At 35.6% G+C, this 14,502-nt stretch carries 16 protein-coding genes and 1 other RNA gene; 7 read left to right on the top strand and 10 right to left on the bottom strand.

Features of this window, described 5'->3' with window-relative positions; translation table 11 throughout:
- Nucleotides 1-83: 83 nt before the first annotated feature.
- On the bottom strand, nt 84-1,322 hold the full coding sequence (locus tag ACG916_RS08195; protein WP_419328166.1) for an FAD-dependent monooxygenase: 1,239 nt from the start codon (nt 1,320-1,322) through the stop codon (nt 84-86).
- Nucleotides 1,319-2,530 (bottom strand): 2-octaprenyl-6-methoxyphenyl hydroxylase, encoded by a 1,212-nt coding sequence (ubiH, locus tag ACG916_RS08190; RefSeq protein ID WP_034614245.1) that lies wholly within the window; start codon nt 2,528-2,530, stop codon nt 1,319-1,321. The genes ACG916_RS08195 and ubiH overlap by 4 nt, the downstream gene beginning before the upstream one ends.
- Nucleotides 2,531-3,448: 918 nt before the next feature.
- Here ubiH and ACG916_RS08185 point away from each other — a divergent pair.
- Both ACG916_RS08185 and ACG916_RS08180 read left to right on the top strand, forming a co-directional pair.
- On the top strand, nt 3,449-4,312 hold the full coding sequence (locus ACG916_RS08185; RefSeq protein WP_336953918.1) for a hypothetical protein: 864 nt from the start codon (nt 3,449-3,451) through the stop codon (nt 4,310-4,312).
- Between the two features lie 5 nt (nt 4,313-4,317).
- Nucleotides 4,318-4,563, top strand: a complete 246-nt coding sequence (locus ACG916_RS08180; RefSeq protein ID WP_336953919.1) for a hypothetical protein — start codon at nt 4,318-4,320, stop codon at nt 4,561-4,563.
- Between the two features lie 264 nt (nt 4,564-4,827).
- Here ACG916_RS08180 and ACG916_RS08175 read toward each other — a convergent pair whose 3' ends face one another.
- The 3 genes from ACG916_RS08175 to ACG916_RS08165 form a co-directional block, all read right to left on the bottom strand.
- Nucleotides 4,828-5,211, bottom strand: a complete 384-nt coding sequence (locus ACG916_RS08175) for a GNAT family N-acetyltransferase (RefSeq protein WP_336953921.1) — start codon at nt 5,209-5,211, stop codon at nt 4,828-4,830.
- A gap of 206 nt (nt 5,212-5,417) precedes the next feature.
- Nucleotides 5,418-6,740 carry a Xaa-Pro aminopeptidase gene (gene pepP / locus ACG916_RS08170; RefSeq protein ID WP_336953922.1) on the bottom strand — a complete coding sequence of 441 codons (1,323 nt, stop codon included), beginning with the start codon at nt 6,738-6,740 and terminating at the stop codon, nt 5,418-5,420.
- 326 nt (nt 6,741-7,066) lie between these two features.
- Entirely contained in the window at nt 7,067-7,699 is a 633-nt protein-coding gene (locus ACG916_RS08165) for a UPF0149 family protein (RefSeq protein ID WP_336953923.1), read from the bottom strand.
- A gap of 64 nt (nt 7,700-7,763) precedes the next feature.
- Between ACG916_RS08165 and ACG916_RS08160 the strand changes: the two genes are divergently transcribed.
- The 3 genes from ACG916_RS08160 (at nt 7,764) to ssrS (ending at nt 8,884) form a co-directional block, all read left to right on the top strand.
- The gene (locus ACG916_RS08160; protein ID WP_336953924.1) at nt 7,764-8,315 is read left to right on the top strand and encodes a hypothetical protein; all 552 of its coding nucleotides are present in this window, start codon (nt 7,764-7,766) and stop codon (nt 8,313-8,315) included.
- Nucleotides 8,316-8,317: 2 nt separating this feature from the next.
- The gene (locus ACG916_RS08155) at nt 8,318-8,602 is read left to right on the top strand and encodes a cell division protein ZapA (RefSeq protein WP_336953925.1); all 285 of its coding nucleotides are present in this window, start codon (nt 8,318-8,320) and stop codon (nt 8,600-8,602) included.
- Nucleotides 8,603-8,702: 100 nt separating this feature from the next.
- A non-coding RNA gene (gene ssrS / locus ACG916_RS08150) (6S RNA) lies at nt 8,703-8,884 on the top strand.
- A 688-nt stretch (nt 8,885-9,572) separates the two neighbouring features.
- On the opposite strand, the gene ACG916_RS08145 is transcribed toward ssrS, so the two are convergent.
- The 3 genes from ACG916_RS08145 to ACG916_RS08135 form a co-directional block, all read right to left on the bottom strand.
- Nucleotides 9,573-10,037: a hypothetical protein gene (locus ACG916_RS08145; protein WP_336953926.1), complete on the bottom strand. Its 465-nt coding sequence runs from the start codon at nt 10,035-10,037 to the stop codon at nt 9,573-9,575.
- A gap of 250 nt (nt 10,038-10,287) precedes the next feature.
- Entirely contained in the window at nt 10,288-10,503 is a 216-nt protein-coding gene (locus tag ACG916_RS08140; protein WP_336953927.1) for a hypothetical protein, read from the bottom strand.
- 212 nt (nt 10,504-10,715) lie between these two features.
- On the bottom strand, nt 10,716-11,624 hold the full coding sequence (locus ACG916_RS08135) for a LysR family transcriptional regulator (protein ID WP_336953928.1): 909 nt from the start codon (nt 11,622-11,624) through the stop codon (nt 10,716-10,718).
- Between the two features lie 94 nt (nt 11,625-11,718).
- On the opposite strand from ACG916_RS08135, the gene ACG916_RS08130 reads away from it, so the two are divergent.
- On the top strand, nt 11,719-12,696 hold the full coding sequence (locus tag ACG916_RS08130; RefSeq protein ID WP_336953929.1) for an alpha/beta hydrolase: 978 nt from the start codon (nt 11,719-11,721) through the stop codon (nt 12,694-12,696).
- A 172-nt stretch (nt 12,697-12,868) separates the two neighbouring features.
- On the opposite strand, the gene ACG916_RS08125 is transcribed toward ACG916_RS08130, so the two are convergent.
- Nucleotides 12,869-13,009 (bottom strand): hypothetical protein, encoded by a 141-nt coding sequence (locus tag ACG916_RS08125; RefSeq protein ID WP_336953930.1) that lies wholly within the window; start codon nt 13,007-13,009, stop codon nt 12,869-12,871.
- Between the two features lie 378 nt (nt 13,010-13,387).
- Entirely contained in the window at nt 13,388-13,609 is a 222-nt protein-coding gene (locus ACG916_RS08120) for a hypothetical protein (protein WP_004722098.1), read from the bottom strand.
- Between the two features lie 505 nt (nt 13,610-14,114).
- Between ACG916_RS08120 and ACG916_RS08115 the strand changes: the two genes are divergently transcribed.
- Complete coding sequence (locus tag ACG916_RS08115) at nt 14,115-14,285, top strand: hypothetical protein (RefSeq protein WP_336953931.1); 171 nt, start codon at nt 14,115-14,117, stop codon at nt 14,283-14,285.
- Nucleotides 14,286-14,502: the final 217 nt, after the last annotated feature.

Genomic DNA, 14,502 nt, shown 5'->3' with positions numbered 1-14,502 from the left:
ATCTAGATACACAAAATCGTGTTTTTTTTCATCAAATTCGTAATGTTGTTTAAATGATTGGTTAAAAAATATCAGAAATCCAATTAAATGGCATATTGCGTGCTTTTTAAAGTTGCTAGCCCATTGGCTTGGGCCATAAATTGATCTTTTAAAAATGGCATACTTTCAACTTGTTTTAAGCCAAAGTTACGCGCCCAAACCAATGGAAATATTTCCGCAGTTTCTAAAAAACCAATCATCGACATACTATGCATCATGGCATCATTTTGCCCTTTGCGTTGGTGTTCGTAACGCTTTAAGGTTTGTTCATGTGCCCAGACGCCACGCTGTTTATCTTTAATTAATACATCACACAGAATAGCAGCATCTAAACACCCAATATTTACACCTTGTCCTGCTAAAGGATGAATCACATGCGCTGCATCACCAATCAAGGCCAACCCATCTTTTACATAACGTTGTGCTGCGCGTGCCTTGAGTGGAAATTGAGCCCGTGGGGTTGCTTCAACGATCTTGCCCAACATATGATGACTTTCACGTGTCAATAACTCACAAAAATCAGCATCATTTAAGCGCGCATATTCCTCTGCATAATCATCTGGTAAGGTCCAAACGATTGAAATCCAGTGTTCAGCTTGTTCTGGCTTTAAACTCGCCATCGGTAAAAATGCCAATGGGCCTGTCGGATGGAAAATCTGACGAGCCACATATTGGTGTGGTTGTGTGGTACGAATCGCACAGGTCAAACCTGCCTGTTGATAATCTAAAACATCAAGATCGATAAATGCTTGATCACGAACAAATGAATTTGCACCATCTGCACCAATCACTAACTTGGTCTTTAGCTCAGTCCCATCTGCAAGTTTAATGATCCAGCAGCCTACACCCTGCTCTACTCGCACAACTTTAACTTGAGTACGATAATCTTGCAGTTGCTCCAACATTTCCTGTTGGATGGCAAGGTTTAATAAACTTGGTTCAACCATTGAACCTAAGCTTTGCTCAGCTGTGGGAAAGTTTTCTGAGGCTTGCCCAAAGTTAATTTCGCCATAGCCATTTTTATTCCAGACCTGCATGCCTGTATAAGGCATTTGGCGAGCGATTTTTTCCCATACATTCACCGTTTTTAACAAGTGAATCGTGGCTTGGCTCAAGGCTAAAACCCGTGGATTAGCAACAGCTAAAGTCTTTTCTGCATCTAAAATAGGGGCTGCATCTAAAACAGTGGCTTGCATACCACCTTTTGCTAAAAGTAATGCGGTTAAGCCACCCACCAGACCACCACCAACAATCACCACATCTAATATATCTTGCTGTGTCATGCTTTTAATCCCATCGCATAATTGGCAACCAAAGGTTTAATCCCCGGAATCACATCGAAAGCTACCAAGCCGGTATTACGCAATAATTTTAAGACCGGATTTTGATTACTAAATCCACGCACTACAGAATCACAAAATTTAATCACGCGCTGCTGATCAGTTAAGCGAGATTGTTCATAGGCCTTTAACATCTCAGGTTGACCAATATCATCAGATTGCGCAATTTGCGTTGTGATATAACGCATCAGCACATCTGCATCACGCATACACAAGTTAAAACCTTGCCCAGCAACAGGATGAATGGTATGTGCAGCATTGCCCATCAAAATTACCCGACCCACCGCTTGTTTTTCAGCAAGTACTTGTGCCAATGGGAAGCTAAAACGTTTGCCTGTTTTTTGGAATTTTCCTGCGCGATCACCATAGGTTTGCTGTAAAGCATCAAGGAAATGTTGGTCATTTTCATCCCCTAACCATTCATCTTCAGTGCCTTTTTTCACTGGCCAAACCACTGAACGACGACATTCCCCCGGCAATGGAAGCAATGCCAATGGACCTAAATGGCTAAAGCGTTCAAAGCCCACTTGATGATGTGGTTTCGAGGTTTGTACTGTTGTGACAATTGCCACCTGATCATAATCATGTACATCCACACCAACACCTAAAGCTTGGCGGCAGAAAGAATCACGACCATCTGCAGCAATCAACAATTTGGCTTTAAGTGAATGGGTATATTCTTCACCACGATTGGCTTCAACATATACATAGTCACCCTCTTGTTTTAGTGAAGTGACTTGTACACCGTCAATCAATTCAATTAAAGCTTGCTGGCGAACTTGAGTCAGTAGTACACGGCCTAGCCATGCATTTTCAATCACTTGTCCAAAACTTTCGACTTTTTCTTGATCTGCGACTAAGCGAGCTTTACCAAAACTGCCTTGTTCAGTGATATGTACTTCGAGAATAGGAGTCGCATGTTCTTGCAAAGCATCCCAAAGACCGAGTTTTTGATAAATTTGGACGGTACGACGTGATAGCGCGGTATTTCGTGCATCAAAACTGGAATGATAGGGTGCAAGATTGGCATCATCATAATTTGGATATTTCACAGCCTCTAAAAGCTTTACCGCAATATTGGCTTTAGCCAACATCAGAGCCAAGCTCAGCCCTACCATTCCACCGCCGACGATGATGACTTCTTGTTGCATGCTTTTATCCTTTCTATATGTGATTCAGCGTACTGAATACTTATAATCTTGATTGATTTCATATTACATCATGGAAAGTTATTTTTATATTGAAATAGGAAATTGTTGGCTGTATTTGTACTGAATCAATACGCTATTTTTAATAAAAGTATGAAAAGTGAAAATTTCAGCCAAAGGATTAAGCAATAAAACCTAACAGCCATCATCATGTTTATTCTTAGTATCGCACTCCTACTTATCCCATTTTTTGCAACCATCACGCCGTGGCTTACCCTTATACCCATTGCAATATGAGAAACTCACGGTTGGGCATTAAAAATTCAACAAAATGAACAACAAATTTTAGTCAGAAAAAACAGGTGGTTGAAATTTAGCTTTTACACTTAATGAGTCAGCCTTATATGTAGGAGGTGCCTTAGGTGCCGGTATTGGTAGAATATTCTTTTATTTCCAAGTTCCATTATTTTTACTGCCCAAGCTTGCCAGCGCTGTTGTTTTTATTGGTTTTATTTATCACTTAATTATATTTTAAATGCTTAAAAACTCGATCACTCAATCGACTTACTAAAATAAGGTTTTAACTACAAAAATAAAGAATAAATTACATCCAATAAAGACCCCAAATAAAAACCCGCTATAGACTAAGCAATTCACCATGCGATAATAATCATATAATTTAATTTAATAATAAATTTAATTAACAATTAAAAATGTTTAATTAAAAACAAAACATAATAAATCTATATAAAAATTTAAAAACTTCAATTCCACTTAAATACAATTAACATAAAATATCCATTAAATATAAAATAAAAAATGTAATTATTAATATTTTGTATCAATTAAACTCCCCTGAGAATTGCATCATAAATCTAATTTTGATAAAAACTTAAATACAAAAAACTTGAGCATGTATTCATGAAAAAAATTAAAATATTAGGTGTTGTTTTATTTTTATTAAGTTCAACAGCATATACAGATAATCTAAATATTAAATCATATGACACCTTTAAAACAGTTGAGCATATATCATCAGACACAACAATACAGTCTCAATTACGAATAGTTCTGGGTCAAGATTATTCAAAGTTTTATCAAAATATAGAAACTTATGCTTCTCCATACAAACTAAAAACTGCTAATGCACTTTATTATGAAGGAAGAAATAAAGAGGCTACAGCCTATTCAGCAGCGACTATTTATGAGGATGGAAGAATATTTGCTGCGACATTTGATCAGGAAAATAATATTCTAAAATATTTTACAAATGATGCTAGCTGTACAACAGATTTACACCCAACAATCAAAGCCTTTTCAAAACAATTTATCACTCCTAAAATTGTTTACGCTAATTCAAATAACAATTCAATTCTTAGATTTAATATTAATCAAAAATCCAACTGTAGCTCCTATATTACGCCATCAACTCAACTACAAAGTAAAATTAAATCAAGAGCCTTCGGTAATCAAGAAGCTGCAAGAAATGTTGCAACAGATATATGGAATGCATCTATTGCAAATTCTTGGGATTATAATGAAGAAATTGGAGTAGTTTTATCACAAGCAATCAACGCTATTAAAACTTGTTCTGCTAATTTTAATTTAGTACCAAAGCCACCTGGATATGGATCAGCTCGTGGACTTAAATATATCGGAAAATATTTCACTAACATCTTAGCTTATATTACTGGTGTTAAAACACAACCAATATATAAAACTTGTATTGTCACAGTAGCAGCGAGCTATAGAACAGCTATGCAACTTGCCTCATTAGGAATATAGCTAAATTGAGCTTATCAATTTGGATTATACTATTCTTTATTAATTCATTATTTTGGAAATGGGTTATCTCTTGGGGTGGTGCAGAATTGATTAAAGGCTGGAAAGCTGGTCTATTTTTTGATTGGCTTGTTGCAGATTTAAATACTGAACAAATTAGAGCCTATGCTTTATTGGTTTGGATAGTTTCAGGAATTTGGTTCCTTGTAGGAATTTTTATGCCTGAACTTAGATTCTATAGTTTGAGTCAATAAAAAACGATTGTCCAATCAAGTGATAAAAAATTCATTCCAGCAGGTTGGCAATCTATAGGAGTATGGCTATATTGAATAAAATCTTTTAGGCCTTGCTCACCAAAATGTAGGTGGATAACGTCTAATTGCTGGCTTGTTAATTGAATATTCTTATTTGTGATGTTACTTGGCTGAAATGCCAACAAAGAACAGGACATTACTGTCAAAAAAGTTGCAATAAAACTGAATCTCATATGTATCACTATGATTTACCCTTATTTCTATTTAAATATTTTTATTTATTTCAATCATAAAACCTAGACAATCTCTCTTATTATCTCCCAAAGCTGGAAATATAGCCCAATGCTTTAACAAGGTTATTTCAGTAAATCCTGTTTCAATCAGAACCTTTCGTGATTTCACATTTTCTGCATCATAAAAAGTCTCAATTCTTTTAAGCCTACTGTTATTTTTTAAATAGACAATGACAGCAGTGATCGCCTCTCTCATAAAGCCCTGCCCTTGAAACTCACTTCCAAGCCCAAAATGAATTTCGCCATAATCTCCTTTGTGAATAAACATCACGAGCCCTATGGCTAAATTGGTTTTGCGCTCGCCAATAATCCAAGCAAAATCTTTATCATTATTCTCCCATTTTGACCACTCCAATTTTCGAACATACACTTCGTTTGCTCAATATTGGCATGGGGTAACCTTTGTAAGTATTTCGAAGACTCCCTGTCTCCGCAATACTCATTAAAAATTGAGATTTCATCACCTTCAACAAACTTTCGTAGAATCAAACGATTTGTTTCTACTGGCTTAACTAAAACGGTGTAAGTATCCATACATACTCACCTTTTAAATTGAAAAACTTATTCTGACTTTGCCATCAATGCTTCAATCTCTTCAATCGACTTCACCACATTTTTAGTCAAGACCAAAGGACCCTGTTCAGTTGCAACCACATCATCTTCAATTCGGATACCAATACCACGCCATTTTGCATCCACTGTTTCATCATCAGGTGCAATATATAAACCGGGTTCTACAGTAACAACCATACCCTGCTCATAGCTACGCCATTGACCATTTTCATCTTTATATGCGCCAACATCATGCACATCCATACCGAGCCAATGCCCTGTACCATGCATATAAAACTGACGATAGCGTTCAGATTCAATAATTTGATCGACATCACCTTGCATAATACCAAGGTTGACCAAACCTTCCACCATGATCCGTACTGCAACATTATGCGGTTCTTTATAAGAATGACCGATTTGAATTGCATCAATCGCAGCAATTTGTGCATCTAAAATAATTTGATATAGCGCTTTTTGTTCAGGACTAAACTTACCATTTACAGGAAAAGTACGGGTGATGTCTGAGGCATAGCATTCATACTCAGCAGCCGCATCAATCAACACCAAATCACCATCTTTTAAGGGTTGATTGTTCTCAACATAATGTAAAATACAGCCATTTTTCCCACCACCCACAATACTGTTATAGGCAGGTACACAACCCTTCTGACCAAAGATATAATTCAACTCAGCTTCTAAAGCATATTCCATCATCTCAGGATGAACTTTTTGCATGGCACGCATATGTGCATCTGCACTGATATTTGAGGCGATTTGCATCAATTCAATTTCTTGAACCGACTTATGCAAACGCATTTCATCTAAGATTTGATCAAGTTGAATCAACTGCGCTGGAACGCCAAAACCACGTCCAGATTCATTGGCTTTGGTGATCCAAGTACTGACCTTGGCATCAAAATCTGCACGTTGACCAATACGATAGAATAATTTTTCTTTATTTAAAATTTTGGCAATAATTTCTTCATCAAGCAAATCAATCGCATAAGCTTCATCCGCTTCATAATCATCAACCGCACCATCGATTCCAGCGCGGTAACCATTCCAGATTTCCATTTCACGATTACGTTCACGACAGAACAAGCTATAGATATATTCCTCACCTGCTTCGTCTGTTTCTATCACTGCGACTGCTTGTTGTTCCGCGAAACCAGTTAAATAGAAAAAGCTACTGTCAGCACGAAACTTATAATCTGCATCTCGGTTACGCATGACTTCTGGACTGGTTGAGATAATTGCAATGCTATTGGGACCCATTTGTTCAGCGAGGCGGTCACGACGTTCCTGAAAATCTGCTTGAGTTAATTTCATTCTCTATTCAGCTTGTATTTCAGATGATTAATTTGGAAGAAGCTTTAACTTACAATTACGCTTAGATGAATGCAAATACTGATGATTCAATATCTGCATTTTTTAAAGTAATTGTATTATTACTCTCGTTCTGCGCTAAACCTCGACAACAGAACAAGGGAAACATTCCAGGCTAAAAAAATTAACCCTTTGCTGCACGACTTGATTCAACTTCTATATTTTCAAAGTTAATAACCTGACGCCGCAAAGGGAGCTGTAAAACCAAGTACTCATCAAACAGATGATGTTCTTAAAGTTTAAGTTTCTTAGCTTGCTTTATCTTAGTTTTAGCTTGGACGATGTGGAGTAAACATCTCTACAACATTGTTGCTTTCAGAAGCATCAATCGCTTGTTTCATTTTGCTATGAAAATTTTGTAATAGAGGGCTTTCAGATACTGGAACTTTTTTTCGTCCCATTGATAATGACACAGGGATCAAGCGTACAAATTCATACAATTCAAGATAGCTTGCTTCCCCCTCGTCATCGTCATCTGATTCATCAAACTCAACAGACGCTACATCTTGTAAACTTTCAATGAGCTCTTGTTCATCTGCACGAATATGACCAGAAGCCAATCCAAAGCCAAGTACAACCCCAGCACACCAATCTGCCAATGATTGCACACGCTCTGCCAAAGTATGCTCATCATCTGGGAGCATCGGAAGATAGTCTAAATCATCATCCGAAAGTGCATGTGACACATCCTCAGCTTCTTCTGACAATAGCGCAAGCACTTCATCGTCTAATTTTGGAACATCAAGCGTAGATAAAATTTGTAACCATTCATCTCGAGTTGGAACTTCAGTAACACAAACTATACCTGTCAGTATGCCATGTAACTCACTCGGGCTTGAAATTTCCTCAATCCCCTCAAAATTTTGATTCCAATCTGACCAACCTGAAATATCGTCTTGCATTCGTTTATCCAATCTCTATACTTCTGTATATATTACCTTTGATTGCAAATCTGTGCGACCCGTTATGTTAGAACAATTACAGCGTCTACAGACGCATATTGGTGTTTTAAAAACACGAATTGAAACTGTTGAGAAAGAAAATGCATCGCTGTTAAAAGAAAAGGATAACAGCGAAGAGCAAGCTCATGCTCAAATTAGTCATAAAAATAGCATTATCACCCAAAAACAAGATGAAATTGATACGCTCACTGAGCAACTCTCTCAGTTACAAAATCAGTTTCAACAGCTCAATACAGATGCCACATCTTTGGCGGAGCGTTATGGGCGTTTGGAAAAAAGCTGTACCGATTTAAAAAATCGTTTTCAGGAAATTTTAGCTGAACGTAATGAATTACGCGTAGTCAAAGAAAAGATGGCAAATGAACAGCGCCATCACTTACAAGATATCAAAAATCTTCAAGATGAGCGTGAACGTTTAATTCAAAAAAATGAACATGCCAAAACAAAAGTAGAGGCCATTATTCAACGTCTTTCGATTTTAGGGACTGAACAAGATCATCATGCGCAAGAAATCCAACAGCTTGCTCATCCATCAGAGTCTAATGAGGAAGTATGAGTATGTCTGAACATGTGACTGTAGAATTACGCTTAATCGAACAAAGTTTTCGTTTAGGCACCACAACAGATAAGCAACCAGAACTAGAACGTGCGGGTCGACTTTTAAACGAAAAGTTTCAAGAGTTTCGACGTAAAGCACCCAATGTTGAACATAATAAATTGGTAATCATGGTGGCTTTAGAACTGATGCAAGAAGTTTTAGGCATGAATAAATCGTTACAAGAATATGCACAATGCGAACGTTTATTAGAAACAATGCTAGAAGATGTTGAAAAAGCGGGATAAACCGCTTTTTTTTCGTGCAATCAAGTGGCTTTTTTGCATTGTATTTATAAATTTTGAGCGTTGGTGATTTGCCACAATCCCCAAATTATGTATACTTAATATAACTCTAGGGTGTTCGCCAGTACGTCTATTCCCCTGCCGATACTTAAACTTATGGATGTGTTCTGTATATTTTGAGTGTATGCCCACCTTGAGTGGGAAACCCATTAAGTGTACGTCGCGTCCACCTTGAACTCATCGGGTTCAGGGTAACGACCATGCAGCGGCATCTCTGGAGTGTTTTATTTTAAATAATAACAATAATTTATGTGGTTTTAATTTGTTTTAATAAATCGTTTCAACTTATCCCATTTAATGCTTTGTATTCTTCATCCTTAAGAATTGAAACAAAATCATCTTTGATTAGAATTCATCACTTTACTGGCACTAAAAGCATTTTATTATTAGTTAAGTTAATAATGAAATGATTTGGATGATCTAGACTCAAAGCTAGGTCAATTCCTAAACTCATTACAGCATTGAGAATATTCATTTTCTGTATAACAAAAAATGATTTCATTTAATTCACCAAAAAAACCCAATTAAATATTCACTGCGTTTATGAAAAAATCAAAAGTGGATTAACATCACTACGTCCACTAGAGCTGAAATATAGCTATACCCTACATGAGCTTGGTACTTAAACTTATGTTACTATCTCTGAATTCTTATGATGTCTAAGCTTAAGAGAAATATAGGAACAACACCAATCCTAGAATGATCAAAGATATGATTAGCCATACATTTATACAATTAAAACTTTTAATGAAATTCCACATTTTGCTATCCCTTAGAAATGGCTAAGGAATTCTACTTTTTGGAATTTAATTTAAAAATTATAAATTAGTCTGAGCTACAAAAAATTCGACTGTAAAATAAGTATTTAAATATATGGCAATTATCCTAATATATTCATTTAAACACCTAATATCTATAGACATTCTTTATAGTTCATTGTAAAGCTTTTCAAAAACTCACCTTTAGCATTATTTAATTGATAAACAATATTGCCTTGTGTGGTTTTTTTAAAGACATCAGACTCAAATAAATCACTTTTACTACAGATGTTATTTTTGGTCAGATTTTTATACTTGTTTTCATCAAATTTCTCTGTTAAATCTTCTGTAGACTCAATCCCCTTTAAATCCGATATCAGCAACAATCCATTGCTGGTTAATCTAATTCTAGAAATGCTGGCTAAGTCATCTGTTCGATCAGGCTTAATTTGCGAAAAATTATAATTAATCACTTTGACTAAATCATTATACAGTTCGAGATTAATGATATTGAATTGATCATCAACTGCTCCAATTTGCAAAAAAGGTTGGTCTAATGAGCTCTGAGCTTTCAATTCAGCACATAGTAAAAAACTGAGTATAAATAATAAATTTCGCAACTTGTTTCTCCTCATCAACAATCCATCCATTGAAGTAAAACACTGTAAATACAAGTTTAAACTGCTGTATTACTAAATTCACGATAGCAGAAATACTCAGTTTGTTATGTATACAACCAAAAATTGTTGCTGCTAACGTGTATATTCATCCTTTGTTCATTGAAAGAAAAAGTTAGATGCTGAATAGATTCAAAAATCTATTCTTTCATACACTAAAAAGCCCACCTTTCGATGAGCTTAAGTCTAAAAATTATGAGTTATTCCACTCATTAGAGTGAACACCCAACTCATCATCACCTGTCATCAGAACTGCTGTTAAAATTGGAACTGCTAAAATAACAGGGAAGAGCACAATCCATAGATCAATGGATAGCTGATTCGAAAAAACAAAATGAATCACGATCGCGATTAAAGCCAATATTCCAAACAAAATACTTGCGAATCGAGTGGCAAATTTTGAAAGCATTATTTATTCCCCTAGTAATTAAAAATTTTCACTCTAATAGTTATGTCCTATTTTTCGAAATTAAGCAAAGTACTTTGACAAAAACCCTAAAAAAAATATGGATTTCTATAAAATACTTTTTATTTTTTCCTTAGAGGTGAATAACTTCGGTTCTACAATCACATCTTTTTTGTCAAGCTTTCTTCAACAATTGGGAAAATGCATAATAAATATCAATAACCCAATGAATCACGAAGCATATTGATAAGCGCCTTAAGTGTAGTGGATACATGACGATAACCTGGATAGTAAAGGCTAAGACCACGATAAATTGGGCTAAACTTTTCCAAAACAATACTTAATTGTTGCATTTCCACAGCATTTTTCACCAAATGATCAGGCACAAATGCGATACCAATACCATCTATTGCAGCGTCAACCATTAATGTTTGATCTGTAAGTGTCAGTGGGCCTTTGACGTCTATCTTTTCAATAATGCCATTCATATCAAATTCCCATCGAAAGATTAAGCCACTATCAAAACGGAAACGAATACAATCATGTTCATAAAGATCATGCGGAACAAGTGGCGTGGAATTTTTTAATAAATAGTCAGGTGATGCGACAGCAACAAAGCGTGCGGTTTCAGTCAAACGGATTGCAACCATCTCTTTAGGAATATCATCTGCAAGCCGTATGCCTGCATCAAAATTTTCTCCAACGATATTGGTTAATTTACCATCACACACAATATCTAAATGAACCAATGGATAATGTTGTAAGAACTTTTTAAGAACGGGCTTTAAAACCAACCTAACTGCCCCTTCACTGGCATTAATTCTAAGTACACCACTCGGCTGATCTCTAAAATCATCTAAATGATTCAGCGCATTTGAAATATTTTCCATGGATGGTCGAAGTGAATCAACCAATTTGATTCCAGCATCAGTCAAAGAAACGCTACGTGTGGTTCGATTAAAAAGCCGAACATTTAAACGGCTTTCCAAACCTTTTATAGCATGACTAATTGCTGAAGGTGTGACGTTTAACTCAACCGAAGCTGCACGAAAGTTTCGATGAGAGGCCACAGATAAAAAAATGGTTAAAGCAAAGAGTTCACCGCTTTTCAATTGATGAGCCATTTTCACTATTCTATAAAGTTTTATGAGATTGTTCTCAATAATATATTTATATAGGCTGAATGAGTACTCAAAATTGATGATAAGGAAAATTACAATGCCCAAACATGGTAACTATGCTGTAGAAAAAATAACATTTGATTCACATGGCGATGCCGTAGTTGGCGATTTATATAAACCAAATACTGATGGGAAACTCCCTGTTATTATCATTCTTGGGCCATATTCTTTTCAAAAAGAACAGGCACCCACTCAGTATGCGACACGTTTAGCAGATGAAGGTTTTATCACCCTCGCATTTGATCCAAGAACTGTGGGCGAGAGTCAAGGCATGCCACGACGTCTTGAAAATCCAAAAATGAAAAATGAAGATGTCATTGCTGCAATTGATTACATCTGTACCCGTAACGATATCGATACCGATAAAATATTTCTATTAGGAGTTTGCCAAGGTGGACCTGAAATGCTAGATATCGCTTCTTATGAAGATCGTGTCAAAGCCGTTGTTTCTGTTACTGGATACTATCGAGATAAAGAAACTGATTTATTTATGCTTGCGGCAGGTGTTACAGCAAATCCATTTGATGTTGAATCTGCACCTACGATCGAAGAGTTAGAAGCACTATTAGCGATCCGTTTAGAGAAAGCACATAATGCCAAAATACTTTATGAAACAACAGGTGAGGTGATCTATCAACCCTTAGTATCGCCAGACCTTGGTGATCGCGTCAAAGGCTCGAATGCAGGTTTACCTGGTCCAATTATATGGAGTTGGTATGGAGCATGGACGCTAAAAAACTGGGAGAATCGCTACGCGATTATGAGTGATCTTGATCATTTTTCTTATTCAACTGTAGCGGGTGTTGCAAAATTAAAGAAACCTGCGCTTATCATTCATTCAGATACCTGTATGAATCCAGCAGCGGCCCGTCGTCATTTCGAGTCAATTCCAACATCAGATAAAAAGCTTATCTGGGAAAATGGAACCAATCATTTCCAGTATTACGAACAACCTGACATTGTTGACAGAACAGTTGCACATGCAACGGATTGGTTTAATCAACATCAAAATTAAGTCCGAATCGCTTTAGCTCTGAGCTATCAAAACAAAGCCCTTTAAAGGGCTTTTATTGCCGAAGCTTGTTGTTACTTTACAGTACACTTTTCTAGATTATGTTTTCCATTGCGTTAAACAAATGAAAAAACCACCTACTTGGTGGTTTTTCATTAAAAAGTTAGTTTAATACTTATGCTAAGGACTCTTTGTGAGCATCCTCTTTGGTTTTCGCTAAATTTTTGCCCTTGGTTTTTTCAGCATTATTTTTATGAGACCGATAGTAATAAGCAATTGCAACGCCTGTCCCTAATAATGCTACTGTCTTAAACATGACACACCTCATACTGAATTGAATAACGTGTATTAGTGATACCATCAAATTCTACATAAAGTATTTCGATATGTGAGTTATGCAAGTTTGTGTGAAACTTTATTACATTTAATTTCAGAAATATAAGTAATTCATAGAATTTTCAGTATCATGCGTGATTGAAAAAAATCCCCCATGTAACCAAACAGTCACATGATAAGTTTTTATCATTTAAACATTCCTTTTCAGTTCAATTATTTTAAAAATGTACAATATTCATCAATAAAAACAGATTAAAAACGATGGCTTAATTTTTAGTGTTCAAGCATCCAGGATATGCTTTTCGCCCATAAAAAAAGCCCATCTAGCGATGAGCTTTTTTAAAATATCTATTACGAGTTATATCGCAATTCGATAGAGTTGATTTTGGTTAAGATAGAAAGATGAACCATCAATATTAAATTGACGATCGTCACCAGATTCTAACTCAATCTTTTTCCCTACTTCGACCCAACTCATACCAGTGCGGTTGCTTTGTTGTCTTTTTAAAGGAACGATCTTTACGCGAATTTCATCGCCATTTACTGCAGAGGCTATTGTCCAGCCATTTAAAATATTCATTTTTCACTCAATTGTTTTGAGCTTTTGCAAACAGAGAAGTATTTAACTATTAAGACCAACAGATATATTTTTGGAACTAACGATAAGAAGGCATCTAACCTTAATTTAAACTTTTGATATTTACATCAGCTTGATATTGCAGAAGTCAGAGTTGAAGCCAACCTTCAAGTCTTGCTTATATATTAAGCACATCTACTTTAGTATTTTCCATACTACGCTAAAGCAATATAATATGCAACTTAAATAACATTTAATTATTTTAAATTAAAAATAGCCTTTTATATAATGGCTTTGTGATGTTTATGTACGTGGCTGTATTTACAAATTATTTATATCGCCATTTAAAACAATACACTACAAACATTTGATATTTTTATAAATATATTTTGTCGATATAAACTCAGTCTACCGAACATATCTCCACATATGGCTCTCACAACTACCTTAGTGTAAGTAAATTTAAAGACTACTATACAGACTCACTTCACAATTTAAGAAGACTAGAATGTCATTTAAAAGTTTTTCACAAAATTCAACTCAAGCAAATTCAGATACTAAAAACGTTGAGCAAACTCCACCTAAAGATGCACCTCAAGCAACACCAGGGGCGACACCTCCTAATCCAAATCAGGACAATAAAGAAGTGAAAAAACCTGATACAACTCAACCTAAATAATATCTAAAGCTTAATCTAAAAAACTTACCGATGTTCGGTAAGTTTTTTTGTGTTTTTTATAAAACTATAATTCATATAAAAAATCAAGATTATCACAAGATGTAAAAAAGCCCACAAAAATGCGGGCTTTTAGATCGGCATGCTGCGAACTCATGCTCAGCGTTAACTGCTTAGGTTTTAAATCTATTTAGAGGGAATACGCAATTCCTGTAACAAC

Source organism: Acinetobacter legionensis, assembly GCF_048552295.1.
GTDB lineage: Bacteria > Pseudomonadota > Gammaproteobacteria > Pseudomonadales > Moraxellaceae > Acinetobacter.
This window is presented reverse-complemented; position numbering and strand designations above follow the sequence as displayed.